This window comes from Streptomyces sp. SA15 (assembly GCF_002291145.1).
GTDB lineage: Bacteria > Actinomycetota > Actinomycetes > Streptomycetales > Streptomycetaceae > Streptomyces.
Map to the genome: position 1 here is coordinate 42,377 of NZ_NTGE01000133.1, position 22,475 is coordinate 64,851.

Annotated in this window: 24 protein-coding genes and 1 pseudogene; 9 read left to right on the plus strand and 16 right to left on the minus strand. The window is 70.5% G+C overall.

Annotation, left to right across the window (positions count from 1 at the left end; translation table 11 throughout):
• Window positions 1-17 precede the first annotated feature (17 nt).
• Window positions 18-812 (plus strand): EI24 domain-containing protein, encoded by a 795-nt coding sequence (locus tag CLM62_RS31325; RefSeq protein ID WP_095753267.1) that lies wholly within the window; start codon window positions 18-20, stop codon window positions 810-812.
• A 33-nt stretch (window positions 813-845) separates the two neighbouring features.
• On the plus strand, window positions 846-1,322 hold the full coding sequence (locus CLM62_RS31330) for a MarR family winged helix-turn-helix transcriptional regulator (RefSeq protein WP_095753268.1): 477 nt from the start codon (window positions 846-848) through the stop codon (window positions 1,320-1,322).
• A gap of 4 nt (window positions 1,323-1,326) precedes the next feature.
• Here the strand turns inward: CLM62_RS31330 and CLM62_RS31335 are convergent, their stop codons facing one another.
• The 3 genes from CLM62_RS31335 to CLM62_RS31345 all read right to left on the minus strand — a co-directional run bounded on the left by CLM62_RS31335 (window position 1,327) and on the right by CLM62_RS31345 (window position 3,909).
• Window positions 1,327-2,568 carry a pyroglutamyl peptidase gene (locus tag CLM62_RS31335; protein ID WP_095753269.1) on the minus strand — a complete coding sequence of 414 codons (1,242 nt, stop codon included), beginning with the start codon at window positions 2,566-2,568 and terminating at the stop codon, window positions 1,327-1,329.
• A gap of 75 nt (window positions 2,569-2,643) precedes the next feature.
• Window positions 2,644-2,928, minus strand: coding sequence for a DUF6234 family protein (locus CLM62_RS31340; protein WP_095753270.1), 285 nt, complete (start codon window positions 2,926-2,928; stop codon window positions 2,644-2,646).
• A gap of 48 nt (window positions 2,929-2,976) precedes the next feature.
• Window positions 2,977-3,909 (minus strand): LysR family transcriptional regulator, encoded by a 933-nt coding sequence (locus CLM62_RS31345; RefSeq protein ID WP_257004204.1) that lies wholly within the window; start codon window positions 3,907-3,909, stop codon window positions 2,977-2,979.
• Window positions 3,910-3,967: 58 nt separating this feature from the next.
• Here CLM62_RS31345 and CLM62_RS31350 point away from each other — a divergent pair, with 58 nt between their 5' ends.
• Together CLM62_RS31350 and CLM62_RS52085 are read left to right on the plus strand one after the other, a co-directional pair.
• On the plus strand, window positions 3,968-4,360 hold the full coding sequence (locus CLM62_RS31350) for a RidA family protein (RefSeq protein WP_095753272.1): 393 nt from the start codon (window positions 3,968-3,970) through the stop codon (window positions 4,358-4,360).
• Between the two features lie 9 nt (window positions 4,361-4,369).
• A pseudogene (locus CLM62_RS52085) lies at window positions 4,370-4,719 on the plus strand (hypothetical protein); the annotation flags it as partial.
• On the opposite strand, the gene CLM62_RS31360 reads toward CLM62_RS52085, so the two are convergent.
• Entirely contained in the window at window positions 4,709-5,296 is a 588-nt protein-coding gene (locus CLM62_RS31360; protein WP_095753323.1) for a TetR/AcrR family transcriptional regulator, read from the minus strand. The pseudogene CLM62_RS52085 and the gene CLM62_RS31360 sit on opposite strands and share 11 nt — an antisense overlap.
• A gap of 104 nt (window positions 5,297-5,400) precedes the next feature.
• Between CLM62_RS31360 and CLM62_RS31365 the strand changes: the two genes are divergently transcribed.
• Window positions 5,401-7,857, plus strand: coding sequence for a glycoside hydrolase family 3 protein (locus tag CLM62_RS31365; protein ID WP_095753273.1), 2,457 nt, complete (start codon window positions 5,401-5,403; stop codon window positions 7,855-7,857).
• Window positions 7,858-7,929: 72 nt separating this feature from the next.
• Here the strand turns inward: CLM62_RS31365 and CLM62_RS31370 are convergent, their stop codons facing one another.
• Together CLM62_RS31370 and CLM62_RS31375 are read right to left on the minus strand one after the other, a co-directional pair.
• Window positions 7,930-8,901: an aldose epimerase family protein gene (locus CLM62_RS31370; RefSeq protein ID WP_095753274.1), complete on the minus strand. Its 972-nt coding sequence runs from the start codon at window positions 8,899-8,901 to the stop codon at window positions 7,930-7,932.
• Between the two features lie 29 nt (window positions 8,902-8,930).
• Window positions 8,931-9,830, minus strand: a complete 900-nt coding sequence (locus CLM62_RS31375; RefSeq protein ID WP_095753275.1) for an SGNH/GDSL hydrolase family protein — start codon at window positions 9,828-9,830, stop codon at window positions 8,931-8,933.
• 283 nt (window positions 9,831-10,113) lie between these two features.
• Here CLM62_RS31375 and CLM62_RS31380 point away from each other — a divergent pair, with 283 nt between their 5' ends.
• Complete coding sequence (locus CLM62_RS31380; RefSeq protein WP_095753276.1) at window positions 10,114-10,608, plus strand: DUF3145 domain-containing protein; 495 nt, start codon at window positions 10,114-10,116, stop codon at window positions 10,606-10,608.
• An 88-nt stretch (window positions 10,609-10,696) separates the two neighbouring features.
• Here CLM62_RS31380 and CLM62_RS31385 read toward each other — a convergent pair whose 3' ends face one another.
• The 5 genes from CLM62_RS31385 to CLM62_RS31405 form a co-directional block, all read right to left on the minus strand.
• Window positions 10,697-11,992 carry a beta-ketoacyl synthase gene (locus CLM62_RS31385; protein ID WP_095753277.1) on the minus strand — a complete coding sequence of 432 codons (1,296 nt, stop codon included), beginning with the start codon at window positions 11,990-11,992 and terminating at the stop codon, window positions 10,697-10,699.
• A gap of 75 nt (window positions 11,993-12,067) precedes the next feature.
• On the minus strand, window positions 12,068-12,316 hold the full coding sequence (locus CLM62_RS31390) for an acyl carrier protein (protein WP_030931809.1): 249 nt from the start codon (window positions 12,314-12,316) through the stop codon (window positions 12,068-12,070).
• Between the two features lie 80 nt (window positions 12,317-12,396).
• Window positions 12,397-13,428, minus strand: coding sequence for a ketoacyl-ACP synthase III (locus CLM62_RS31395; RefSeq protein ID WP_095753278.1), 1,032 nt, complete (start codon window positions 13,426-13,428; stop codon window positions 12,397-12,399).
• Between the two features lie 16 nt (window positions 13,429-13,444).
• On the minus strand, window positions 13,445-14,386 hold the full coding sequence (locus CLM62_RS31400; protein ID WP_095753279.1) for an ACP S-malonyltransferase: 942 nt from the start codon (window positions 14,384-14,386) through the stop codon (window positions 13,445-13,447).
• 88 nt (window positions 14,387-14,474) lie between these two features.
• A complete protein-coding gene (locus CLM62_RS31405) occupies window positions 14,475-15,680 on the minus strand; it encodes a CdaR family transcriptional regulator (protein WP_095753280.1) in 1,206 nt (401 codons plus the stop codon).
• Between the two features lie 73 nt (window positions 15,681-15,753).
• Here CLM62_RS31405 and CLM62_RS31410 point away from each other — a divergent pair, with 73 nt between their 5' ends.
• Window positions 15,754-16,428: a pirin family protein gene (locus tag CLM62_RS31410; protein WP_095753324.1), complete on the plus strand. Its 675-nt coding sequence runs from the start codon at window positions 15,754-15,756 to the stop codon at window positions 16,426-16,428.
• Window positions 16,429-16,593: 165 nt separating this feature from the next.
• On the opposite strand, the gene CLM62_RS31420 is transcribed toward CLM62_RS31410, so the two are convergent.
• Both CLM62_RS31420 and CLM62_RS31425 read right to left on the minus strand, forming a co-directional pair.
• A complete protein-coding gene (locus CLM62_RS31420) occupies window positions 16,594-17,415 on the minus strand; it encodes a serine hydrolase (protein WP_095753281.1) in 822 nt (273 codons plus the stop codon).
• An 18-nt stretch (window positions 17,416-17,433) separates the two neighbouring features.
• Complete coding sequence (locus tag CLM62_RS31425; RefSeq protein WP_095753282.1) at window positions 17,434-17,907, minus strand: GNAT family N-acetyltransferase; 474 nt, start codon at window positions 17,905-17,907, stop codon at window positions 17,434-17,436.
• Window positions 17,908-18,004: 97 nt separating this feature from the next.
• Here CLM62_RS31425 and CLM62_RS31430 point away from each other — a divergent pair, with 97 nt between their 5' ends.
• Window positions 18,005-18,466, plus strand: a complete 462-nt coding sequence (locus CLM62_RS31430; protein ID WP_095753283.1) for a MerR family transcriptional regulator — start codon at window positions 18,005-18,007, stop codon at window positions 18,464-18,466.
• Entirely contained in the window at window positions 18,466-19,482 is a 1,017-nt protein-coding gene (locus tag CLM62_RS31435) for an aldo/keto reductase (RefSeq protein ID WP_095753284.1), read from the plus strand. Before CLM62_RS31430 ends, CLM62_RS31435 begins: the two co-directional genes overlap by 1 nt.
• Window positions 19,483-19,489: 7 nt before the next feature.
• Here the strand turns inward: CLM62_RS31435 and CLM62_RS31440 are convergent, their stop codons facing one another.
• From CLM62_RS31440 to CLM62_RS31450, 3 genes are all read right to left on the minus strand, one after another.
• Window positions 19,490-20,353 carry a DUF4429 domain-containing protein gene (locus tag CLM62_RS31440; protein WP_095753325.1) on the minus strand — a complete coding sequence of 288 codons (864 nt, stop codon included), beginning with the start codon at window positions 20,351-20,353 and terminating at the stop codon, window positions 19,490-19,492.
• A 57-nt stretch (window positions 20,354-20,410) separates the two neighbouring features.
• Entirely contained in the window at window positions 20,411-21,628 is a 1,218-nt protein-coding gene (locus CLM62_RS31445; protein ID WP_095753285.1) for an alpha/beta hydrolase, read from the minus strand.
• A gap of 82 nt (window positions 21,629-21,710) precedes the next feature.
• Window positions 21,711-22,352 carry a TetR family transcriptional regulator gene (locus CLM62_RS31450; RefSeq protein WP_095753286.1) on the minus strand — a complete coding sequence of 214 codons (642 nt, stop codon included), beginning with the start codon at window positions 22,350-22,352 and terminating at the stop codon, window positions 21,711-21,713.
• Window positions 22,353-22,475 lie beyond the last annotated feature (123 nt).

Sequence of the window (22,475 nt, forward strand, 5' to 3'; positions counted from 1 at the left end):
ACGGTAAAGTGCCCCCCATGCGCGATCTCGGGGCGGGCTTCAACTACTTGCTACGGGGCCAGAAGTGGGTGGCCCGGCACGGCAAGCAATACGGCTTCGGCCTGCTCCCCGGCCTGATCACCCTCGTCCTCTACGCGGCCGCGCTCGTCGCGCTCGCGCTCTGGGGCACGGACGCCGTCGCCTGGGCGACCCCGTTCGCCGACGACTGGTCCAGCCCCTGGCAGGGCCTCTTCCGCGGCTTCCTCACGGCCGTCCTGTTCGCCCTCGCCCTCCTCCTCTCCGTCCTCACCTTCACCGCGGTCACCCTCCTCATCGGCCAGCCCTTCTACGAGAGCCTCTCCGAGAAAGTCGACCGGGACGTCTCCCCGGACGGCACCGCCCCCGAGTCCGGCCTGCCCCTGTGGCGCGAACTGTGGATCTCGGCCCGCGACAGCCTCCGCATCCTCGTACGCGCCGCCCTCTGGGGCATCCTCCTCTTCGCCCTCGGCTTCATCCCCGTCCTCGGCCAGACCGCCGTCCCGGTGACCGGCTTCTTCGTCACCGGCTTCTTCCTCACCCAGGAACTCACCTCGGTCGCCCTCCAGCGCCGAGGCGTCGAACTCCGAGACCGCCTCACCCTCCTCCGCTCCCGCAAGCCCCTGATCTGGGGCTTCGGCACGCCGCTCGCGGTGTCCTTCCTGGTCCCGTTCGTGGCGGTGTTCCTGATGCCGGGGGCGGTCGCGGGCGCCACGCTCATGGCCCGCGAACTCCTCGGCGAGGAGACGGAGGAGACCGGGGCGGACGACGGGACTCCGAACGAAGTGCGTTCTTGACCTCAAGCAAGCTTGAGCTTCTACGTTCGTGACATGACGACCACACAGATCACGCCGCTCAAGACGTACTCCCACGAGGAACTGGCCGCCCAGCCCATAGGCTTCTGGAGCTCCGAGGCAGGCCGCCGCATGGTCGGCGCCCTGCGCGAGCAACTGGCGGTGGAGGACCTGACCCAGCCCCACTGGTGGACGCTCAACCACATCGCCGGCAAGCCCGGCACCTGGACCCGCGCCACGCTCACCGCCCGCCTGACGACTTACGACGACCAAGGCACCGACTTCGACGGCGTCTACGACGACCTGATCGCCCGAGGCTGGATGGCGGAGGAAGCGGGCGGCATGACGCTGACCGAGGAGGGCGAGGCCGGCCGACTGCGCGCCCGCGAGCGGAACCTGGGAGTCCACGAGCGGGCGCACCAGGACGTCGACCCGGCCGACTTCGTCACCACGATCAACGTCCTGCGCCGCATGGTCGCCAACCTGGGAGGCAACGGCAACCTGCCCGACTGACGGGTCAGCCTCCGGCCGCCACCGTCAGGATCGACCGCACCTGCCCGATGATGTCCAGCCGATTCCGTACGAACTCCGGATCGGTCACGGAACCGGTCGCCGGATCGGTATTGCCCGCCCCGAACTGCAGCACAGGCGTGTGCACATGCCCACCCGGCAGCGAGTCCCGCAGCCCCAGCCGGTCCCGCAGCAACGTCGCCCGGTAGGCGATCTCGTTGGAGAGATAGTTCCCGCCGCCCCCTTGACGGGCCGTCGACCCTTCCGTCGGCCCGTCAGGCCGTACGACGGCCTCGGTGCCGCCCGCCGGGATCTCGGTCACCTGCGTGTTGTCGTACACGGGGAACCGCCCGGTGTCCGCGGCCATGATCCTCTCGTACGGCAGGGTCGTCGTCGTCCACTGCGGCTGCGAGGCCGGGTCGCTGACCGGGACGGTCTCGGTCCGGCCGATGTTGTCGTTGTCAGGGAACCCGCCCCGCCAGGCCCCGTTGGTCCGCTCGACGTCGAACCGGCCTACACGCCCCTGGCTGACAGTGGCGAAGAGATCCACCTTCTTCAGATACGGCCGCAGCGTCCGCTCCACGGTCCCTTCCGCGAAGTCCTGCCACCGCACCGGGAACACGACGGTCTCCACGCGCGCCGGCCCGTCCGCGGTCTCGATCACCGTGCCGTCGAGCGCCAGCGCGGTGGCCCCTGAGGGGTTGGAGATCCGGATGTCCCGGTCCAGCGTGAAGGGGTCGAACCCGGTGACCAGGATCCGCTTGACCCCCTCGCCCCGCGGATAGCGAACAGCGGTCTGCCCACGCGAGGTCCGCTCCAACGCATTCAGCAGCGAAGCCCGTTGAACGTCACTCAACCCGAACCCCGGCTCCCAGGTACGCACATCCCGCGTCATGGCGAGCCGCGCCCAGTACAGCGGCCGGTCGTCGTCCCGACTGAGATCCCCGCCCGCCGGCCCCCGCCCCTGCGCCCGGTCGACGGCCCGCCGCCACAGCGAGGACCCTTCGCGTACGACGACCCGACGCGCCTCGGCATAGGAGCGGGCCGCGTCGAGCGTCTCCGCGAACTCCCCTGCCGTGGCGTCGAATCCGGAACGTTTGAGGATCTCCTGGGGCACAGCCCGGTCGAGCCGCTGCTCCTCGACAGTGGGCGAGGGTCCGGTGTCGGCCGTCGCCGTGGTCGTGGGGGCCGCCAGCCCCGCCAACAGGGCCAGTCCGAGTACGCCGATCCGAACGCGTATGAATGTCAAGACAGTTCAGGTCCTTGTGTCGCCGTGGGGAAGCGCTGATACCGAACGGCGGCAGTATCGCGTGACGGAAGTGGTCTACGCCATGGGGTGTGGCTCAGAGGGCAGCATCAGCATGGCGAGAATGAGCAACGGAACCACCTGGAACACAGCGGCTCCACGCAGCCGGACCAGCCACAGCACGACACCGACGGCCGCCACCACCCCGCAGGTCGTACCCAGTTCGGCCAGCGGCGGCTCGTACGGCTCGTCGTCATAGCTCGCCGCCCACCCGGTCATGCCCGCCGCCAGCCACCCGTAGCCCACGGCCAGGATGTTGACGGGCAGCAGACCGAGTACCGCGATGATGTTCCTCCCCCTCATGCCGCTCATCCTCGCCCTGGGGGCCGGCGAGCGCCTGAGTACCCGTACCTAGGCCAGCAGGCGGGCGGCCGCCTCCCGCAGTGCCCCGAGGAAGGCCTCCGCGGCCGGTGTGAGCGACCGCCCCCGTATGGTCGCCGCGTATACGGCCCGCGCGGGCGCCCCTTTGTCCAGCACCGGCAGCAGGGCGACATCCGGGCGCACCGACTCGGCGGCGAGCGCCGGCACCAGGGTCACGCCGAGCCCGGCGGCGACGTATCCCTGCTTGGCGGTCCACTCGCCGACGACATGCGCGATCCGAGGCCGAAAGCCCTGGCGCACGGCCGCGTCGAGCAGCGTGCCTTCGGGGCGCGCACTGCCGGAGATCCAGTCGGCGTCGGCCAGTTGGCCGAGCCGCACCGGTCCGCCGTCCGCCAGCGGGTGATCGGCGGGCACGGCGACGTACAGCGACTCGTCGAGGAGGTGATGGAGTGCGTACGCCGACGGCAGGGCGCCGCCCGTCGAGGAGACGACCGCCAGATCGAGATGCCCGGCGGTCAGCCGTTCCAGCAGCACGGGCGTGAAGCCCTCCTCACGGGAGACATGGACGCCGGGGTGACCCGCACGGAAGGTGGCGAGAGCCTGCGGCACCAGCGCGGCATCGGCCGAGGCGTACGCCCCGAACCGGAGCCGCCCACCGGCCACTTCGCGCAGGGCCGCCAACTCGCGCCCGGCCCCCTGCAATGCCTCGACGACCGCCTCCGCGTGCGGCACGAGCAACCGCCCGGCCTCGGTCAGCCGCACGCCCCTGGGCAACCGATCGAACAGCGGGCCTCCGCCCAGCGCCCCCTCCAGTGAGGAGACCTGCCGCGACACGGCGGATTGGGTCCACCCGAGTCTCCGCGCGGCCACCGTGAACGAACCGTGCCGGGCGACTTCGAGGAACACGCGCAGCCAGACCGTGGAGACATCCGGAACGTCGGTCGAGGGATGCGAGTTCGGCATGACTGCCATGCTAGACATTCGCTTGTCGCATTCCGGGTCCCGGCCTAGCGTCGATGGCATGCAGATCACGTTGGATAACCCCGCCTCCGCCCCCGGCCCCCTCAGTCCCTACTACTCCCAGGTCGCGCGCGTCGAACACGCGGACGGCAGCGCCCTGTTGTTCGTCTCTGGGCAGATCGCCGAGGGCGCCACGCTCGCCGAGCAGAGCCGGGGTGTCTTCGAGACGCTGGAAGCACTGCTGAACGCACACGGGGCGAGCCTGGCCGACGTCATCAACATCCGCACGTACCTCACGGACATCGGCAGGCTAGAGGAATACGGCGCCGTACGACGGGAGTTCCTCACCGGGACCCCTCCCACCAGCATGACCTTCGAGGTGCCCCGGCTGTTCCGGCCGGAGGCGCAGATCGAGATCGAAATCGTGGCGGCCGTACCGGCCGGGCAGCGGTAGTTCAGGGGGCATGATGCCGCCTCGGTGGCGATCGGAAGGCGCGCCCTCGGGCACCCGATCCGGCTGGGGGCACCTCCCAGGCCCTTAAGGCACTGGGGGAGGACGGCACCGCCCCGCACCCACCAGAGCGATGGGTGTGGGCATCGGACCGTCCAGGCCGGATACGGCGCCCGGGGGCGTGAGGCTCTGCCCATCAGCGGCCTCCGGCCGCGGGCCGCCCCCGCGTTCCCGGACCACGGACACGATCCGTGCGTGCCGGACGCGGAGCGAAAGCGGGGGACCAGTGTGCCCAACACCGTTCGGGGCACGCGGCTGAGCATGGGTTCTGGCAACAGGACTCACTCCCGCTCAGTCTCTAGGAACGGTCTCGCCCATCAACCCCAGAAAGTCCCGAAACGCCCCCGCCATGTCCACCGACTCCGGGTCCAGCAGCCACTGGTACTGCAGCCCGTCCATCACGGCGACCAGCAGGGGGGCCGCGCGCTCGGGTGTGAGGCCGTTCGGCAGCCGGTCGCCGTACTCGGTGCGCAGGACCGTCGCCATCGACTCGCGTACCCGGCCGTACCGCTCGGTGAAGTACGCCCGCGCCGGATGTCCCTCCGTCACGCTCTCGCCGAGCAGCGCCGAGAAGGTCTGGATGATGCCGGGCCGCATCGCGTTGTACTCGACGAGTGAGGCGAGCAGGTCGGTCCGCCACGGCCCGGCGGGCACCGCGTCCCACTTGTCCCGCTCCTCGAGGACGGCCACGAGCAGGGTGTCCTTCGTCGGGAAGTAGTGCAGCAGGCCCTGCTGGGTCAGTCCGACCCGTTCCGCCACGGCGGCCAGGCTCGCCCCCCGGTAGCCGCGCTCGGCGATGACCTCGAGGGCGGCCTGGACGATCTCAGCGCGTCGTTCCGCGCTCCTGGTCCTGGCGTTCATGGCGTCACCGTACGGCATCCCGAACATCGAAATATAACGCCAGCGTAACGAAACCTACCGGCCTACAGGCGGCAGGTGCACGATGGGTAGGGCACCGAACGGACTTCAACGAGGAGGCACCGATGGCGGCACCGCAGGAAACGGCCGACGAGACCCGCGAGGCGGCCGTTGAGGCCGCCCTCCGCAAGCTCGACCTGGACGCCAAGGCCCGGCTGCTGGCCGGCCAGGACATGTGGTCCCTGCCCGCACTGCCGGAGATCGGCCTGAAGTCCCTCGTCATGTCCGACGGCCCGATCGGCGTCCGGGGCGTGCGCTGGACCGCCGACGACCCGTCCATCGCGCTGCCCTCGCCGACCGCCCTCGCCGCCACCTGGGACCCTGAACTCGCTCGCAGGGCCGGGGTGCTGCTCGCCCAGGAGGCCCGCCGCAAGGGCGTCCACGTCCTGCTCGCCCCCACCGTCAACCTGCACCGCTCCCCGCTCGGCGGCCGCCACTTCGAGGCCTACAGCGAGGACCCGTACCTGACCGGGGTCATCGGTACCGGCTACGTCCAGGGCGTTCAGGCCGGCGGCGTCGGCACCACCGTCAAGCACTTCGTCGCCAACGACGCCGAGACCGACCGCCTCACCGTGAACAACCTGATCTCCGAACGCGCCCTGCGCGAGCTCTACCTCGCCCCCTTCGAGGCGATCGTGGAGAACGCCCACCCCTGGGGCATCATGACCGCCTACAACTCGGTCAACGGCACGACCATGACCGAGCACCGCTACCTCGTGAACGAGATCCTGCGCGACGAATGGGGCTTCGACGGCGTCAACGTCTCCGACTGGACCGCCGCCCGATCGACCGTGGGGGCCATCGAGGGCGGGCTCGACGTCGCCATGCCCGGCCCGAAGACCGTGTACGGCGAGGCGCTCGCGCAAGCCGTACGGGACGGCGAGGTCGAGGAGGCCAAGGTCGACGCGGCCGTGCGCAACGTCCTGCGGCTCGCCGCCCGCGTCGGCATCCTGGAGGGCGCCGAGCCGGCGGTGACCGAGCTGCCGGACACCGTCGACGGCGAGGCTCTGGCCCGCGAGATCGCCCGCCGCTCCTTCGTCCTCGTCCGCAACGAGCGGGACGCCCTGCCCCTGAAGCCCCACGGCACGGTCGCCCTCATCGGCGCCGCCGCCCGCGACGCCCGCGTCCTCGGCGGCGGCTCCGCCACCGTCTTCCCCGCCCGGATCGTCTCCCCGCTCGACGGCCTCACCGCCGCCCTCCCCGACGGCAGCCTCAGCTACGCCGTAGGCGCCGACCCGAACACCGAACTCGCCGTCGCCGACCAGGGCTTCGAGCTGCGGGCCGTCTGCCGCGCCGCCGACGGAGACGTCATCGGGACCGGCTCCGCCCCGAACGGCCTCATCCAGTGGATGGGTACGGACCTCCCCGACGGCGTCACCCACGACCGCCTGCACACCGTGGAACTGACCGGCACCTTCACCCCACGCGAGACCGGCCCCCACACCTTCGGCATCAAGGGCATGGGCGCGTTCACCCTGCGGATCGACGGCACCACGTACTACGACGACGTCCAACGCCCCGCCGAGGACGAGCCCTTCGCCGCCTTCTTCGGCGCCCCCGTGCCCCGGGCCCAGCCCGAACTCACCGCAGGGGAACCGGTGGAGGTGTCCCTCACCCATGAGGTCGCCGTTTCCGAGGACCACCCCATGAAGGTGATCGGTTTCACCCTCGCCCACCAGGAGCCGCAGCGCGACCCCGAGGAACTGTTCGCCGAGGCGGTGGCCGCCGCCCGGGCCGCCGACACCGCCGTCGTCGTGGTCGCCACCACCGAACGCGTCGAGTCGGAGGGCTTCGACCGCACGGACCTCACCCTCCCCGGCCGCCAGGACGACCTGGTCCGCGCGGTCGCCGCCGCCAACCCGAACACCGTCGTGGTCGTCAACTCCGGCTCCCCGGTGGAACTGCCCTGGCGCGACCAGGTCGCCGCCGTCCTGCTCGGCTGGTTCCCCGGCCAGGAGGGCGGCGCCGCCCTGGCGGACGTACTGACCGGCGAACACGAGCCCGGCGGCCGACTGCCGACCACCTGGGGCTCACTCGCCGACGCCCCGGTCACCCAGGTCGTCCCGCGAGACGGCGAACTCCCGTACCGCGAGGGCCTGTTCATCGGCTACAGCGCCTGGGAGAAGGAGAGCAGGACACCCTCGTACCCCTTCGGTCACGGACTCGGCTACACCGACTGGACGTACGAATCGGTCGAGGTGAAGGGCACGACCGTCCGGGTCCGCCTCCGCAACTCCGGTACACGCGCGGGCCGCGAAGTCGTCCAGGTCTACCTGGCGCCCGCCGAAGCCGAAGCCGAAGCCGAAGCCGGAGCCGAGCGCCCGGCGCGCCGGCTGGCCGGGTTCGCGGCGGTGGAGGCCCCTCCCGGCGAGGTCGTCGAGGTCACCGTGGAACTGCCCCGCCGGGCGTTCGAGATCTGGGACGAGAAGACCGACGAGTGGTCGTTTGTGAAGGGTTCGTACGAGATCCAGGTCGGGCGCTCGATCTCCGACCGCCGCCTCACCGCGACAACTAACGTCTGATCCGGGACACGTCCCACGAGCAGCCCCGGCCCGGGACCTGACACCTTGGGCCGGGGCTCGTGTCGTACCGACCTAACGAACCGAGAACCCGTACACCGTCTCCGACCGGAACACCTCGCCCGGCCGCAGCACCGTGCTCGGGAACTCCGGCCGGTTCGGGGAGTCGGGGAAGTGCTGGGTCTCCAGCGCGATGCCGTCGCCCGGCGCGAAGGGCTCGCCGAGGTGGTCGGCGGTGTACAGCTGGAGGCCGGGCTCAGTGGTCGCCACGGTCAGGACGCGGCCGGACGCGGGGTCGTACAATTCGGCGACCTCGACGGGCGCTTCGGTCACACCCTTGTCGAGCACGAAGTTGTGGTCGTACCCGGCACCGACCTTCCGCGCCTCACGGAAGTCGAAGCGCGTGCCCCCCACCTCGTCCAGGACGCCGGTCGGGATCAGGTCCGCGTCGACCGGGGTGCGGCGCGAGGCGGCGATCCGCAGCTCGTGCCCGCCGGCGTTCGGGGACCCGCCCAGGTTGAAGTAGCTGTGGTTGGTGAGGTTCACGACGGTCGGCGCGTCGGTGACGGCCTCGTACGCGATCCGCAGCGCGCCGGACTCCGTCAGCGTGTACGTCGCCGAGACCTCCAGCCGGCCCGGGAAGCCCTCCTCGCCGTGCGGGCTCACCCGGCTCAGGCGCACGCCGTGTGCGACCGGCTCCATGTCCCACACCCGCTTGTCGAAACCGCGCTCGCCGCCGTGCAGGGAGTTGGGCGGGTTGTTGGGCGCGAGCGCGTACGTCAGGCCGTCCAGCCGGAAACGGCCGCCCGCGATCCGGTTCGCGTACCGCCCGACCAGAGCGCCGAAGTACGGCTCCGGGTGGGTGAGGTACCCGTCCAGGTCCGCGAACCCCAGCACCACGTTCCCCGCACGCCCGTCACGGTCCGGGACCTCCGCCGACTGCACGATTGAGCCGTACGACAGAATCCGTACGCGGACGCCCGCCCGCTCCAGGGTCCAGCGGTGGACGGGGGTGCCGTCCGAAAGTGTGGCGAAGAGTTCGTTCATGTGCGGAACTTTAGGTCACGCCTCTTGCGTCACGCCTTCTTCCCCGTGACCGTGCGGTACGCGATCTCCGCCAGCCGTGCCTGTCCGTTCACACTCGGATGGAACCAGTCCCACTGGCTCAGCTGGCCCGTGCCGAAGCGGTACTCGTACACAGCGCCCCCGTCGAAACGGCAGCGGCGGTCCTTCGCGCAGACCTCCTCCAGCACCTCGTTGTAGTCCTCCACCCGTTTCTGCACGGTGTCCCGGCGCTCGGTCGCCGCCGCGTCCAGGGCCTCCGCGTCGCCCAGCATGGACGGGCAGATGCCCAGCTTCCACACCTGCTTGCCCATCGGATTCGTACGGCCCTGTGACCACAGCCGCTTCAGGTCCGGCACACTCGCCACGAACACCTGCGCCTTGGGCGCACCCTTGCGCAGTGTGCTCAGCGCGTCCTCGAAATCGGAGCGGAAGTCGGCCACCGAGGTCATCGCCGCCGTGGTGGCCCGGCACGCGTCGTTCGCCCCGACCATCACCGCCACCAGCCCCGGCTTCCGCGTCGCCGCCCGCGCCATCTGGCCGGGCAGGTCCGCCATCCGCGCCCCGGTGACCGCGTAGTTCCAACTGTGCTGGGCGGCCTTCGTCTTCCCCAGCAGCCGTACGGCGAGACTGTCGACGTCGGCGCTGCTGCCCGTCGCCCAGGACACCTCGGGGCAGTCCGCCAGCACCGAGCACGCGTCGAAACCACGGGTGATGGAGTCGCCCACGGCGGCGATCGAGTCGGGGCTGGTGTCCCAGAGGGGAGTCGGCTTCGGTGACGGCTTGGCCTTCTGCGCCTGAGTGCCGCTCGGCGCCGGCGAGTCACCACCGACGGCGTCACAGCCGGCTACGCCCAGGACGGCCGCCGCCAGGGCGGCGAGAGCGGTCCGCGAGCGGCGGCTTGGTTTCGGCATCCGGTGGTGGTCCCCTCGGTCGTGGTGCGATGTCGCGAACGCGAAAAAGGTCGTCCGTTCATAACAACGCGCAAGGGTTCCCGACCGATCGCATCGATCACTGTGCAACGGATCGCACCCGTACAAGCGTCCTGCCGGGTGAATGGCGGGCGTTTCACGGCACTGGGACCGACGGTACGTCACACTCCTTGCGCCGCCGCACGGTAGCCTCGCCATCAACGTGGCTGCCTGGCCACTGCCGTCCGACAGTTCGCAAGATGTCCCGCTCTGCCCGGAGGTCCCGGTGACGACACGTGGAGTTCTGTACGTGCACTCCGCGCCGCGCGCGCTGTGCCCGCACGTCGAGTGGGCCGTCGCCGGGGTGCTCGGTACGCGCGTCAACCTCGACTGGATCCGGCAGCCCGCCGCGCCCGGCACCTGGCGCTCGGAGTTCTCCTGGCAGGGCCAGGTCGGCACCGCCTCGAAACTGGCCTCCGCACTGAGAGGCTGGCACCTCCTCCGCTTCGAGGTCACCGCCGAGCCCTGCGCCACCGCCGAGGGCGAGCGCTACAGCTGCACCCCCGACCTCGGCATCTTCCACGCCGTCACCGGCATCCACGGCGACATCCTCATCCCCGAGGACCGCCTGCGCGCCGCCCTGCTCCGCTCCCAGCGAGGAGAGACGGACCTGGAGGCGGAGTTGGCGAAGCTGCTCGGGAAGCCGTGGGACGACGAACTGGAGCCCTTCAGGTACGCGGGTGAGGGAGCGCCGGTGCGCTGGTTGCACCAGGTCGTCTGATGTCCGCTCAGCACGTTCCAGTAGTTCCTCAGTACGCACGAAGGGCCCCACCAGCCGGTGGGGCCCTTCATACACGTACAAGCAAATCTCAGACCGTACGGAACGCCAGCACCACGTTGTGCCCACCGAACCCGAACGAGTCGTTCAGCGCGGCGATCCGCCCCTCGACGGGCAGCTTCCGCGCCTCATCCCGCACCACGTCCGCGTTGGCTTCGGCCTCCGGGTCGATGTTCTCCACGTTGATGGTCGGCGGAGCCACCCGGTGGTACAGGGCGAGCACGGTCGCGACCGTCTCGACACCACCGGCACCACCCAGCAGATGGCCGGTCATCGATTTGGTCGCCGACACCGCCATGTGGTCGACGTCGTCGCCGAACACCTTGCGCAGCGCCTTCAGCTCGGCCACGTCACCGGCCGGCGTCGAGGTCGCGTGGGCGTTGACGTGCATGATCTCGGCCGGGTTCAGATCCGTGCGGTCCAGCAGGTTCTGCAGGGCGTGCGAGATGCCACGCCCCTCCGGCTCCGGCTGCACGATGTCGTGGCTGTCGGCGGAGATGCCCTGCCCGACCGCCTCGGCGTACACCCGCGCACCGCGCTTCGCGGCGTGCTCGGCGGACTCCAGGACGATCACACCGGCGCCCTCGCCGAGGACGAAGCCGTCACGGGCGACGTCGTAGGGACGGGAGGCGCCCTGCGGGTCGTCGTTGTTCTTGGACATCGCCATCATGTTGCCGAACGCGGCGATCGGCAGCGGGTGGATGGCCGCCTCCGTGCCACCCGCGACGACGATATCGGCGCGGCCGGTGCGGATCATCTCGATGGCGTAGCCGATGGCCTCGGCACCCGACGCGCAGGCGGAGACCGGCGTGTGCACGCCCGCACGGGCGCCCACGAGCAGGCCGACGTTCGCCGACGGGCTGTTCGGCATCAGCATCGGGACGGTGTGCGGGGAGACGCGGCGGACGCCCTTCTCCTTCAGCACGTCGTACTGGTCGAGGAGGGTCGTCACGCCACCGATTCCGGAGGCGATCACCGCACCGAGCCGGTCGGGGTCGACGCTGCCCGCCGCGGTAGCGGCTGATGTCGCCGTTTCACCGGCCTTGGCCTCGAAGCCGGCGTCCTTCCACGCCTCCTGAGCGGCGATCAGCGCGAACTGCGCCGAACGGTCCAGTCGGCGGGCCTGCGGCCGCGGGATGACCTCGGTCGGCTCCACGGCGATGGGCGCGGCGATGCGGACCGCCTGCTCGGCGGCCCACTCCTGCTCCAGGGCCTTGACGCCGGAACGTCCGGCGACCAGGCCCTCCCAGGTAGAGGCTGCGTCGCCACCCAGCGGTGTGGTTGCGCCGATACCGGTGACGACCACGGTGCGATTGGTCGAGCTCACGGGAATTCTTTCTCCAACGGATCGGGATTCAGCGGCGCCACCGCCGGGTGGCGGGGCCAGGCAGCCGGCCTTGGATCAGGCCTGGTGCTTGAGGATGTAGTTGGTCGCGTCGCCGACGGTCTTGAGGTTCTTGACGTCCTCGTCGGGGATCTTGACGTCGAAGCGCTCCTCGGCGGCGACGACGACCTCGACCATGGACAGCGAGTCGACGTCCAGGTCGTCGGTGAAGGACTTGTCCAGCTGGACGTCCTCAACCGGGATGCCGGCGATCTCGTTCACGATGTCGGCGAGACCGGCGACGATCTCTTCCTGAGTGGCGGCCATGTCGGGCGCTCCTTCGTAGATATCCAGAGGGTGTTGGCAGGTACTCACCGCACCGGATCCGATGATCCGGCACGGAGTGCCTAGGGGAGGGTAACGACCGTAGCGGCGTACGCGAGACCCGCCCCGAATCCGATGACGAGCGCGGTGTCGCCGCTCTTCGCCTCGCCGGTCGCCAGGAGCCGCTCCATCGCGAGCGGAATCGAGGCGGCCGAGGTGTTGCCGGTGGTGCGCACGTCGCGGGCGACCGTGACGTGCTCCGGCAGCTTGAGAGTCTTCACCATCGAGTCGATGATCCGCTCGTTGGCCTGGTGGGGAATGAAGACGTCCAGGTCGTCCGGGATGATCCCGGCCGCGTCCAGCGCCTGCTGCGCGACCTTCGCCATCTCGAACACGGCCCAGCGGAACACCGCCTGGCCCTCCTGCGTGATTGCGGGGAACTTGACGTTGCCCTCGCTGTCCAGCGGAAGCTTGTCGAGGTCGCCGATGCGATATTCGTTCCACGGCACGGTCTGCTTGATCGTTCCGGCTTTGTCGCCCTCGGAACCCCACACCGTCGGACCGATGTGCGGCTCCTCGGACGGGCCGACCACGACCGCGCCGGCGCCGTCGCCGAACAGGAAGGCCGTCGCCCGGTCCTCCAGGTCGGTCAGGTCGCTCAGCCGCTCGACGCCGATGACCAGGACGTACTGAGCCGAGCCCTCGACGATCATGCCCTTGGCGAGGGTGAGGCCGTAACCGAAGCCGGCGCAGCCCGCCGAGATGTCGAAGGCCGCGGCCTTCGCCGTACCGAGCTTGTCGGCGATCTCGGTGGCCACGGCCGGGGTCTGGCTGAAGTGCGAGACGGTCGAGACGATCACGCCGCCGATCTGCTCGGCGGAGATCCCCGCGTCCGCGATCGCCTTGCCCGACGCCTCGATGGACATCGCGGCGACGGTCTCCTCGTCGTTCGCCCAGTGGCGGGTCTCGATGCCGGAGCGCGAGCGGATCCACTCGTCGGACGAGTCGATCTTCTCGAGGATCACCTCGTTCGGCACGACCCGGATGGGACGGTAGCCGCCCACGCCGAGGATGCGCGCGTACGGGGCGCCCTTGCTGGGCTTGATCTTCGACATGCTCTCGGGCTCCTTGTCAGGCACTGTGCTCGGCGATGAGCTCGCGGGCCGCGTCGAGGTTGTCGGGGGTCTTCAGGGCCAGCGTCTTCACGCCGGGCAGCGCGCGCTTGGCGAGACCGGTCAGCGTGCCGCCGGGGCACACCTCCAGCAGAGCGGTGACGCCGAGCTCCTTGAAGGTCTCCATGCACAGGTCCCAGCGGACCGGGTTGGCGACCTGGCCGACAAGGCGCGAGAGGACCTCCGCGCCGGTGGCGACGGCCTGTCCGTCCTTGTTCGAGACGTACGTGATCTTCGGGTCGGCGGGCGTGAGGGCCTCGGCGGCCTTCGCCAGCGTGTCGACCGCGGGGGCCATGTGGTGCGTGTGGAAAGCACCGGCCACCTTCAGGGCGACGATCTTGCGCACGCCCTCGGGCTTGTCGTCGTTCAGCGCGGCGAGCTGCTCCAGCGTGCCCGCGGCCACGATCTGACCGGCGCCGTTGACGTTCGCCGGGGTCAGGCCCAGCTTCTCCAGGTGCGCGACGCTCACCTCGGGGTCGCCGCCGAGCAGCGCCGACATGCCGGTCTCGGTGACGGCGGCGGCCTCGGCCATGGCCAGACCACGCGTGCGGACGAGGGTCAGCGCGGCGGTGTCGTCCAGGACGCCCGCGAAGGCGGCGGCGGTGAACTCGCCGACACTGTGGCCCGCGACGACGGCGCCGGGCGCACCCGCCGCGTCAGCGGCAGATGGTGCGGCACCGAGTGCCGAGGCGGACAGGAGACCGGCCGCGACCAGCAGCGGCTGAGCCACGGCGGTGTCGCGAATGGCGTCCTCGTCGGCCTGCGTGCCGTAGTGGACGAGATCCAGTCCGATGGCGGCCGACCACGCGGCGACGCGGTCCGCGGCACCGGGGAGTTCGAGCCAGGGAGTCAGGAAGCCGGGCGTCTGGGCGCCCTGGCCGGGAGCGACGAGTACGAGCACTCTCACACTCTCTCTTGGGGACGGGCACGGCCGCCCGTGGGGACAAGGACGAAGAACACGAAGGGGTTTTGTGGAGCCTCGACAAAAGCTAGAGCTGGAGATCGCCGTCGACCAGACGCCCCAGGATCAGCGCGATGCGCAACGTGAACGCCGAACGTACATCGGACGGTGACCAGCCGGTGACGTCAGTCACACGTCGAAGCCGGTAGCGCACGGTGTTGGGATGGACGAAGAGCATCCTGGCCGCCCCCTCCAAACTACTCGCCTGTTCGAGATAGACGGAGAGCGTTTCCAGGAGCGCGGAGCCGGCTTCCTCCAATGGTCTGTAGATCTCCTCCACCAGCTGCTCACGGGCCGCGGGGTCACCGGCGATCGCGCGCTCCGGCAGCAGATCGTCCGCGAGTACCGGCCGCGGGGCGTCCTGCCAGGCAGAACACGCCTTCAGCCCGGCGGCCGCGGCCTGCGCGGAGCGGGTCGCGGCGAGCAGATCGGGTACGACGGGACCCGCCACCACCGGCCCGGCGGCGAACGGCCCGATCAGCGACTTGGCGACCGCGAGCGGATTGTCGCTGCCCCCCGCGATGACCACGAGCCGGGTCCCGAGCACGCCGGTGAGGACCTGCAGCTTGGCGTGCCGGGCGGCCCGCCGGATGGCCTCGACGGTCAGTTCGCTGTCACCGTCGGGAGCGGTGCCCAACACCACGCACACATGCTCGGGCGAGTTCCAGCCGAGCGCGGCGGCCCGGCTGACGGCCCCCTCGTCGGCCTCGCCGCTGAGCACGGCGTTCACGACGAGCGACTCCAGCCGCGCGTCCCAGGCACCGCGTGCCTCGGCGGCCTGCGCGTACACCTGGGCGGTGGCGAAGGCGATCTCCCGGGCGTACACGAGCAGCGCCTCGCGCAGGATGCCCTCGTCCCCCGGAGCCGCCACCTCGTCGATGGCGGACTCCATGACCTCGATGGTGGTGCGCACCATCTCGACGGTCTGGCGCAGCGTGATGGCCCTGGTCAGCTCGCGTGGCGCGGTCCCGAAGACATCGGTGGAGATGGCCTGCGGGGCGTCCGGGTGCCGGAACCACTCGGTGAAGGCGGCGATACCGGCCTGCGCGACGAGCCCGATCCAGGAACGGTTCTCCGGGGGCATCGCCCGGTACCACGGCAGCGTCTCGTCCATGCGCGCGATGGCCTGCGCGGCGAGACGGCCGGACGACTTCTCCAGCCGCTTCAGGGTCGCGGTGTGTGCGTGGACGTCGGGCGCTGTGGAGCCGTTGCGGCGGGTTTCGGGTTCGGGCACGGGACAAGACTGCCTTATCCGGACGGGAGTGCGCGTCGCCGGGTGGCAGGTGAGGGCTACGGTGGTCCACGTGATGGACGTACGGCGCGCCACGCAGCGCTACCCAGGCGGCGACCCGGGGACCGGAATCCAATCCCTCCACGCCTTCTCCTTCGGCCCGCACTACGACCCCGACAACCTCCGCTTCGGCGCGCTGATCGCCTGCAACGAGGAGCGGCTCGCCCCCGGCGCAGGCTTCGACGAGCACCCGCACAGTCACACCGAGATCGTGACGTGGGTGGTCGAGGGCGAACTGACCCACCGCGACTCCACGGGCCACGAGACGGTCGTACGCCCCGGCGACGTCCAGCGCCTGAGCTCCGCGGCGGGCGTCCGGCACGTCGAACGCAACGACGGCCCGGCCCCCCTGACCTTCGTCCAGATGTGGCTGGCCCCGCTGGAGCCCGGCGGCGACCCCTCCTACGAGATCGTCCACGGCATCGCGGACTCGACGCCGTACGCGGTCCCCGAGGCGGGCGCGATGCTCCACGTACGGCGCCTGACGGCGGGGGAGCGGACGGCGGTGCCGGACGGGGTGTACGTGTACGTGCACGTCGTACGGGGGGAAGTGGGCCTGGACGACGAGCGGTTGGGGCCGGGTGACGCGGCGCGGATCACGGAGGCGAAGGATCTGGAGGCGGTGGGGGTGACGGAAGCGGAACTGCTGATGTGGGAGATGACGGCGCTCTCCGGCGCGTCCGGCCTTTGACGACGAGCGGGCGAACTTTCGGCGCCGGTCCGCATCATCCAGCCCGTCCGGCGTTTGAGGACGAGGCCCTTTGGGCCGAAGCGGGGTCTGGGGGCGGCAGCCCCCAGGGACGGGACGGGTAGGGGCGGAGGGGGCGAAAAACCCCCGCGGTACCCCCCGCCGACCTCAGCCCCGCAACTCCGCCAGCACAGCATCCGTGAACACCGGCCACGCCTCGATCGCCCAGGGTCCGAAGGCACGGTCGGTCAGCGCCACGCACGCCACGCCCGCGTCGGGGTCGATCCACAGGAACGTGCCGGATTGCCCGAAATGCCCGAACGTACGCGACGAAGACGAAGCCCCCGTCCAGTGCGGCGACTTGCCGTCCCGGATCTCGAACCCCAGTCCCCAGTCGTTCGGGCTCTGGTGCCCGTACCCCGGCAGCACCCCCTTCGTCCCCGGGTACTGCACCGACATCGCCTCCGCGACCGTACGAGGATCCAGCAGCCGCGGCGCCTGCACCTCCGCCGCGAACCGCACAAGGTCCTCCACACTCGACACGCCGTCCTTCGCGGGAGAGCCCTCCAGAGTCGTCGAGGCCATACCCAGCGGCTCCAGCACCGCCTGCCGCAGATACTCGCCGAACGGAATGTCCGTCGCCTTGGCGATATGGTCCCCGAGCTGTTCGAACCCGGCGTTGGAGTACAGCCGCCGCTCCCCGGGCGCCGCAGTCACCCGGTGCTCGTCGAAGGCCAGCCCCGAGGTGTGCGCGAGCAGATGACGCACCGTCGCCCCGGGCGGCCCGGCCGGCTCGTCGAGGTCGACCGCCCCCTCCTCGTACGCGACGAGAACGGCGTACGCGGCGAGCGGCTTGGTGACCGAGGCCAGCGGAAAACGCCGCCCGACCGGACCGTGGGTCCCCAGGACCGTCCCGTCGGCCCGCACCACACCCGCCGCCGCGGTGGGAACCGGCCAGTTTTCGATCAACGCGAGGCTCTGCAAGGACATGCGTCGAGCCTAAGCCGCTCAGAGCACCAGTCCCATCGCGGGGTCCGGCTTGCGGACGAAGCCGAGGGCCGCGTACAGCGGCTCGGCCTCCTTGGAGGCGGTGAGGAGGACCTGTCCGGCTCCCCGCTCGCGGAACCACGCGAGCAGTTCCTCCATGCACGCGCGCGCGTACCCGCGGCGCCGCGCGTCCGGGTCGGTGGCGACGCTGAAGACGTACCCGGACAGCCCGCGCGGATTGCTGGCCTTCCCGATCCGGTAGTCGATCGTCCCGACCACCAGCGCCGCGAGCGACCCCGGCCGCTCCGGATGGTCGACGACGAACGCCGCGAAGTCCCCGTCGGGCTCGGCCAGTCGGCCCCGCAGGGCCGGCAGGGACTCCGCGTGCCACGCCGTGTCCGCGGCATCCGGTCGGTCCATCGAATCGATCATCACCTGGCGCAGACGCAGCACTTCCTCCGCGTCCTCGGCCGCAGCACGTCGTACAAGACTCATGTCCCGCACGCTAGTCAGGCACCTTGTGACGTGTCCTGCCGATTTCTTACCGGTTCCGCTTGCTTGGAGTGCACTCCAAGGTCCTAGCGTTGAGGCCATGACGGTGATGGAGACCACGGGTACCAGGACCGACAGCTGTGCCGCCCCGCAGCAGGCCGGGCGGCGTCCGGAAGGCCAGGACAGCTACACGATCAGCGAGGTCGTCGCGATCACCGGTCTGACCGCGCACACGCTGCGCTGGTACGAGCGCATCGGCCTGATGCCGCACATAGACCGCTCGCACACGGGGCAGCGCCGCTACAGCAACCGCGACCTCGACTGGCTCGACCTCGTCGGCAAGCTGCGGCTGACGGGCATGCCGGTCGCCGACATGGTGCGGTACGCGGATCTGGTGCGCGAGGGCGACCACACCTACGGCGACCGGTTCGAGCTGCTGAAGGCGACCCGCCAGGACGTCCTGGCCCGGATGGCCGAGCTTCAGGACACGCTCGCCTTCCTCGACCGGAAGATCGGTTTCTACGCGGACGCCGGGCGGGCCCTGGCGTCGGAGAGGTCCTGATGACGGACAGCAAGATCCCCGCGGTCCAGCTCGGCGACGGTGGCCCCGAGGTCGGCGTACAAGGCCTCGGCTGTATGGGAATGAGTTTCGCGTACGGCCCCACGGACGCGGGCGAGTCGCGGGCCACCCTGGAGCGCGCCCTGGAACTCGGCGTCACTCTCTACGACACGGCGGACGCCTACGGCGCGGGGGAGAACGAGAAGTTCCTCTCGCCCTTCTTCAAGGCGCACCGGGACGAGGTCGTCATCGCCACGAAGTTCGCCCTGTCGATCCCGCCGGACGACCCGACGACACGGGTCATCCGCAACGACCGGCCGTACATCCGCCAGAGCGTCGAGGCCAGCCTGAAGCGCCTGGACGTCGATGTGATCGACCTCTACTACATGCACCGGCGCGATGTGAACGTGCCGATCGAGGAGACCGTCGGCGCGATGGCCGAGCTGGTGCGCGAGGGCAAGGTCAAGCACCTCGGTCTGAGCGAGGTCACGGCCGACGAGCTGCGCGCCGCGCAGGGCGTGCACCCGATCGCCGCCGTGCAGTCGGAGTGGTCCCTGTTCAGCCGGGACATCGAGGCGTACGTGGTGCCGGCGGCCCGTGAACTGGGCGTGGCCCTGGTGCCGTACTCGCCGCTGGGCCGGGGCTTCCTCGCGGGCACCTTCGTGAACGCCGAGAAGGACCTGACCTCGGACGACTTCCGCCGCACCCACCCCCGCTTCACCGGCGACAACGCGACCGCCAACGCGGCCCTCCTGGAGCCGGTACGCAAGGTGGCCGAGGCCCACGGGGTCTCGCTCGGGCAGATCGCGCTGGCGTGGGTACAGCAGCAGGCACGGATGCACGGCCTGCCGGTCGTCCCGATCCCGGGCACCCGCAAGGTCACCCGCATCGAGGAGAACACGGCGGCCACGAGGATCACGCTGAGCCCGCAGGACATGGCCCTGCTGGAGCCGATCGCGGCACAGGTGGCGGGCACGCGCTACCCCGACATGTCCTTCGCTTCCGCAGGCAGGGAGTAGGAGCCTTCTACAGCTCCGCCAACAACTCCGCCTTCTTCACCGAGAACTCCTCGTCCGTCACCAGCCCGGCCTGGTGCAGCTCTCCCAAGTGACGGATCCGCTCGGCGATGTCGGCGGGGTCCCGGCGTGGCCCTCCGGAGGGCAGTGCGGGAACCGCCCCGGACTCCCGTACGGCCGCCAGCACAGCCGCGGCGAACGGCAGCGACTCGTGCACCGGACCGTACCCCAGCCCGAACACCACAGCCGCCGGATCCTGATCCGCCTGCGCGGGCGGCGCGGCCACATCGCGCCGCAGCAACCGCAGATGCCCCTCGAAGACCTCGGGGGACCGCCACTCGACGCCCGTCAGGTCGGCGACCGGGAAACTCTGGTCGCCGGCCTTCCACTTCGCCGACGACGCCCCCGTCCAGAACCACCGGTAGTGCACGGTCCGTCCGTCGAAGGACGCCTTCCCGTCGTACGCCTTGAACTGCAACGGCACTTCAGGCGCCGGCACCAGAAACCGCTCGGCCGGCTCGTCGCCCGCCTTGCTCAACTGCGCCCGCAGTTCGTCGGCGTAGTACTCGGCGAGCGTCTCCTTGTCGGCCGGCAGCACCAGCCGATACGGATCGGAGCTCTCCTTGAGCTGCCCCGCGGCCGCCTCCATCAGCGGATCGGCGCCGGGCCTCGGCTCGGCACGCAGCACCACGGTCCCGCGCCTGCCCGGGGTGAGCGTCACCCCCGAGAGCGCCGACAGCGGGACACGGCGCTCGCCGAGCGCCTGGAACAGCTTGGGTGTTCGCATCCCCCGTTCGTAGCGGATGAGCACGGAGTCGGACTCGAACTCCCAGGCGGCATGAAATCCGGCCAGTACGTCACCCATGCGGCTCATCGTATGCGGCACGAGCACCTTCGTCCCCTCCCCGTACAGACCGCAGTTCCTGCGCCTCTACGCGCGTCCGGCCGTCGTCGTGTCGGACAAACCCTCCCGGCAGGCCGCCGTATCGCCCGCGCAGTGCACCGAGCGGTATGCGCCAGTGCCGATCTCCGCGAAGTTCAGCAGGCTCTCCGTGCCCGGTTCGAAATAGCCGCTGTGCCCGTCCGCGCCGCGCGCCGACAGCACTCGCGCGCCGAACGCCGAGGACATCGGGTCGGCCCCGTGGCCGAACCCGCCGACCTCCAGGTACGGCACGTCCTGGACCCAGTCGTCGGCGTCCCGCATCGCCCATACCTGGGCTGAGGTGTGCAGGTGGGAGGCCGTCGCGGCACGCATTCCGGGGCTTCCGGCCACCGCTATGTCGGCCACCCGGTCCGGCAGCGTGCGGGCGGCGAGGCCGCACACCACGGAGCCGTAGCTGTGGCAGAACAGGGAGACGGGGGAGCTGCCGGGCAGCCCGCGCAGCAGCGCGTTCAGCCGGACGGCGCCCTCCGCCGCGCGCATCGCGGTGGCCGAGTCGATGCCGAGTCCGTCGGGCGCGGTGTAGTCGGCCCAGGCGATCACTGCCGTAGGCGTCGTGGGGCTCGCGGCGCGCTCGGCGGCGTACAGGGACTCGGCCATGCCGACGGGCGCGGAGTACTTGCGGTACGTGCGCTGGAAGGTGAGCAGGTCGGTGTCGACGCCGGGGACGACGACGGAGACCCGCTCGGCCTTGTTCAGGCTGCCGAAGACCTCGGCGACCCGGCCCTGGCCGGCGGGGTCGAAGGCGAGGATGCGGCGGCCCTTGGTCAACAGCGCCTCGTAGCGGTGCATACGGCGGCCCGCCTCCCGCTGCCCGTCCGGGGTGAGCCGGGTGTCGTGCATGCGTTTCAGCTCGACCTTGCGGGCCTGCCCGAGCGCGATGCGGTTGGCCTGGTAGCGCAACTCGACAGGGGCGCCGTTCATGTTGCCGACCGCTAGCGGGTAGCGCCGGGCGAGATCCGTGCGCTCGTGTGCGGTGAGCGAGGCGAAGAAACGGGAGAGCAGGCCGGGGGCCGCGTCCGGGTCCGGCAGCCGGTGCCCGTGGAGGCGTCCGTCCTCCCATTCGCTGAGCGAGGACTGCAGGGCGGTGGTGCTCCGCTGGGTGCGCAGTGCGGTCCAGCCGGTGGTCGCCAGCATCACGAACACGACGGCCAGCGCGAGCAGTGCGCGCCAGACGTTCAGTTGCGGAGAGGTATCGAAGGAAGTCACTGAAAGGACACACTAGGAGAACGACAGGGTCTCGCGTTAACCGAGTGGTACGGATCACGTTTCGATATCGGTGACGCGGATCTCACGTCGTACGCCAGTTCCCCAGGAGCGGCGGACCCACCTGATCGAGGTACGACGCGGTCAGCTCGCGCATGGCCTCCATGCTGAAATCCTCCCCCACCGACCACATCCGCTCGGTCACCCGGACCACGCCGCTGAAGACGGCCACCACGAGGCGCGGCCGCGGGTCCGCGTCCACGTCGAGCCCCTCGCGCGCGGCGATGATGCGCGCGGTCTCCTCCTCCAGCTCCGCCGAGCGCCGCAGGTGGGCGGCGAGCAGGGCGGGCGACGACTCGATCATCCGATAGGTGCGCATGTGGAGTTCGAGCGGCACCACCCGCTCGATGGCTTCGCCGATGGTGTCCCAGCTCTCCAGGACGGCCCGGCGCATCGCCTCCAGCGGGGCCTCGTGCGGCGGGCGGCCGCGCAGGGCCTCGACGAAGTGCGACTCCGCGATCCGCGGCACGAAGAACGCCACGTCCTCCTTGCTCGCGAAGTAACGGAAGAAGGTGCGCTGCGAGACGTCGACGGCTTCGGCGATGTCATCGACGGTGGTCTGTTCGTAGCCGCGGGTGGCGAACAGTTCGATGGCGGCCCGCAGCAGCGCGTCCTGGGTGCGCTGCTTCTTGCGCTCGCGCAGACCCGGTGGCGATGCCGTGTCCATGGTTCCTCTCCTTCGAACTGTTTGCCCAGTTCAGACTATCTGTAAGTGACGTGTCAGTTACCGACTTGTGAATTGGTTTGTCAACTGTCAGTGGCTGTCATTAGCCTCGACCGCATGACTAGT

Bases quoted from the DNA above. Each gene is read 5' to 3' on its own strand.
- CLM62_RS31340 (WP_095753270.1), bottom strand. From the start codon at position 2,928: ATGAGGGGGAGGAACATCATCGCGGTACTCGGTCTGCTGCCCGTCAAC.
- CLM62_RS31435 (WP_095753284.1), top strand. From the start codon at position 18,466: ATGACGGACAGCAAGATCCCCGCGGTCCAGCTCGGCGACGGTGGCCCC.
- CLM62_RS31440 (WP_095753325.1), bottom strand. From the start codon at position 20,353: ATGAGCCGCATGGGTGACGTACTGGCCGGATTTCATGCCGCCTGGGAG.
- CLM62_RS31325 (WP_095753267.1), top strand. From the start codon at position 18: ATGCGCGATCTCGGGGCGGGCTTCAACTACTTGCTACGGGGCCAGAAG.
- CLM62_RS31345 (WP_257004204.1), bottom strand. From the start codon at position 3,909: ATGCCGAACTCGCATCCCTCGACCGACGTTCCGGATGTCTCCACGGTC.
- CLM62_RS31390 (WP_030931809.1), bottom strand. From the start codon at position 12,316: ATGGCCGCCACTCAGGAAGAGATCGTCGCCGGTCTCGCCGACATCGTG.
- CLM62_RS31395 (WP_095753278.1), bottom strand. From the start codon at position 13,428: ATGTCGAAGATCAAGCCCAGCAAGGGCGCCCCGTACGCGCGCATCCTC.
- CLM62_RS31375 (WP_095753275.1), bottom strand. From the start codon at position 9,830: ATGCCGAAACCAAGCCGCCGCTCGCGGACCGCTCTCGCCGCCCTGGCG.
- CLM62_RS31430 (WP_095753283.1), top strand. From the start codon at position 18,005: ATGACGGTGATGGAGACCACGGGTACCAGGACCGACAGCTGTGCCGCC.
- CLM62_RS31420 (WP_095753281.1), bottom strand. From the start codon at position 17,415: ATGTCCTTGCAGAGCCTCGCGTTGATCGAAAACTGGCCGGTTCCCACC.
- CLM62_RS31425 (WP_095753282.1), bottom strand. From the start codon at position 17,907: ATGAGTCTTGTACGACGTGCTGCGGCCGAGGACGCGGAGGAAGTGCTG.
- CLM62_RS31365 (WP_095753273.1), top strand. From the start codon at position 5,401: ATGGCGGCACCGCAGGAAACGGCCGACGAGACCCGCGAGGCGGCCGTT.
- CLM62_RS31350 (WP_095753272.1), top strand. From the start codon at position 3,968: ATGCAGATCACGTTGGATAACCCCGCCTCCGCCCCCGGCCCCCTCAGT.
- CLM62_RS31410 (WP_095753324.1), top strand. From the start codon at position 15,754: ATGGACGTACGGCGCGCCACGCAGCGCTACCCAGGCGGCGACCCGGGG.
- CLM62_RS31360 (WP_095753323.1), bottom strand. From the start codon at position 5,296: ATGCCGTACGGTGACGCCATGAACGCCAGGACCAGGAGCGCGGAACGA.
- CLM62_RS31450 (WP_095753286.1), bottom strand. From the start codon at position 22,352: ATGGACACGGCATCGCCACCGGGTCTGCGCGAGCGCAAGAAGCAGCGC.
- CLM62_RS31370 (WP_095753274.1), bottom strand. From the start codon at position 8,901: ATGAACGAACTCTTCGCCACACTTTCGGACGGCACCCCCGTCCACCGC.
- CLM62_RS31330 (WP_095753268.1), top strand. From the start codon at position 846: ATGACGACCACACAGATCACGCCGCTCAAGACGTACTCCCACGAGGAA.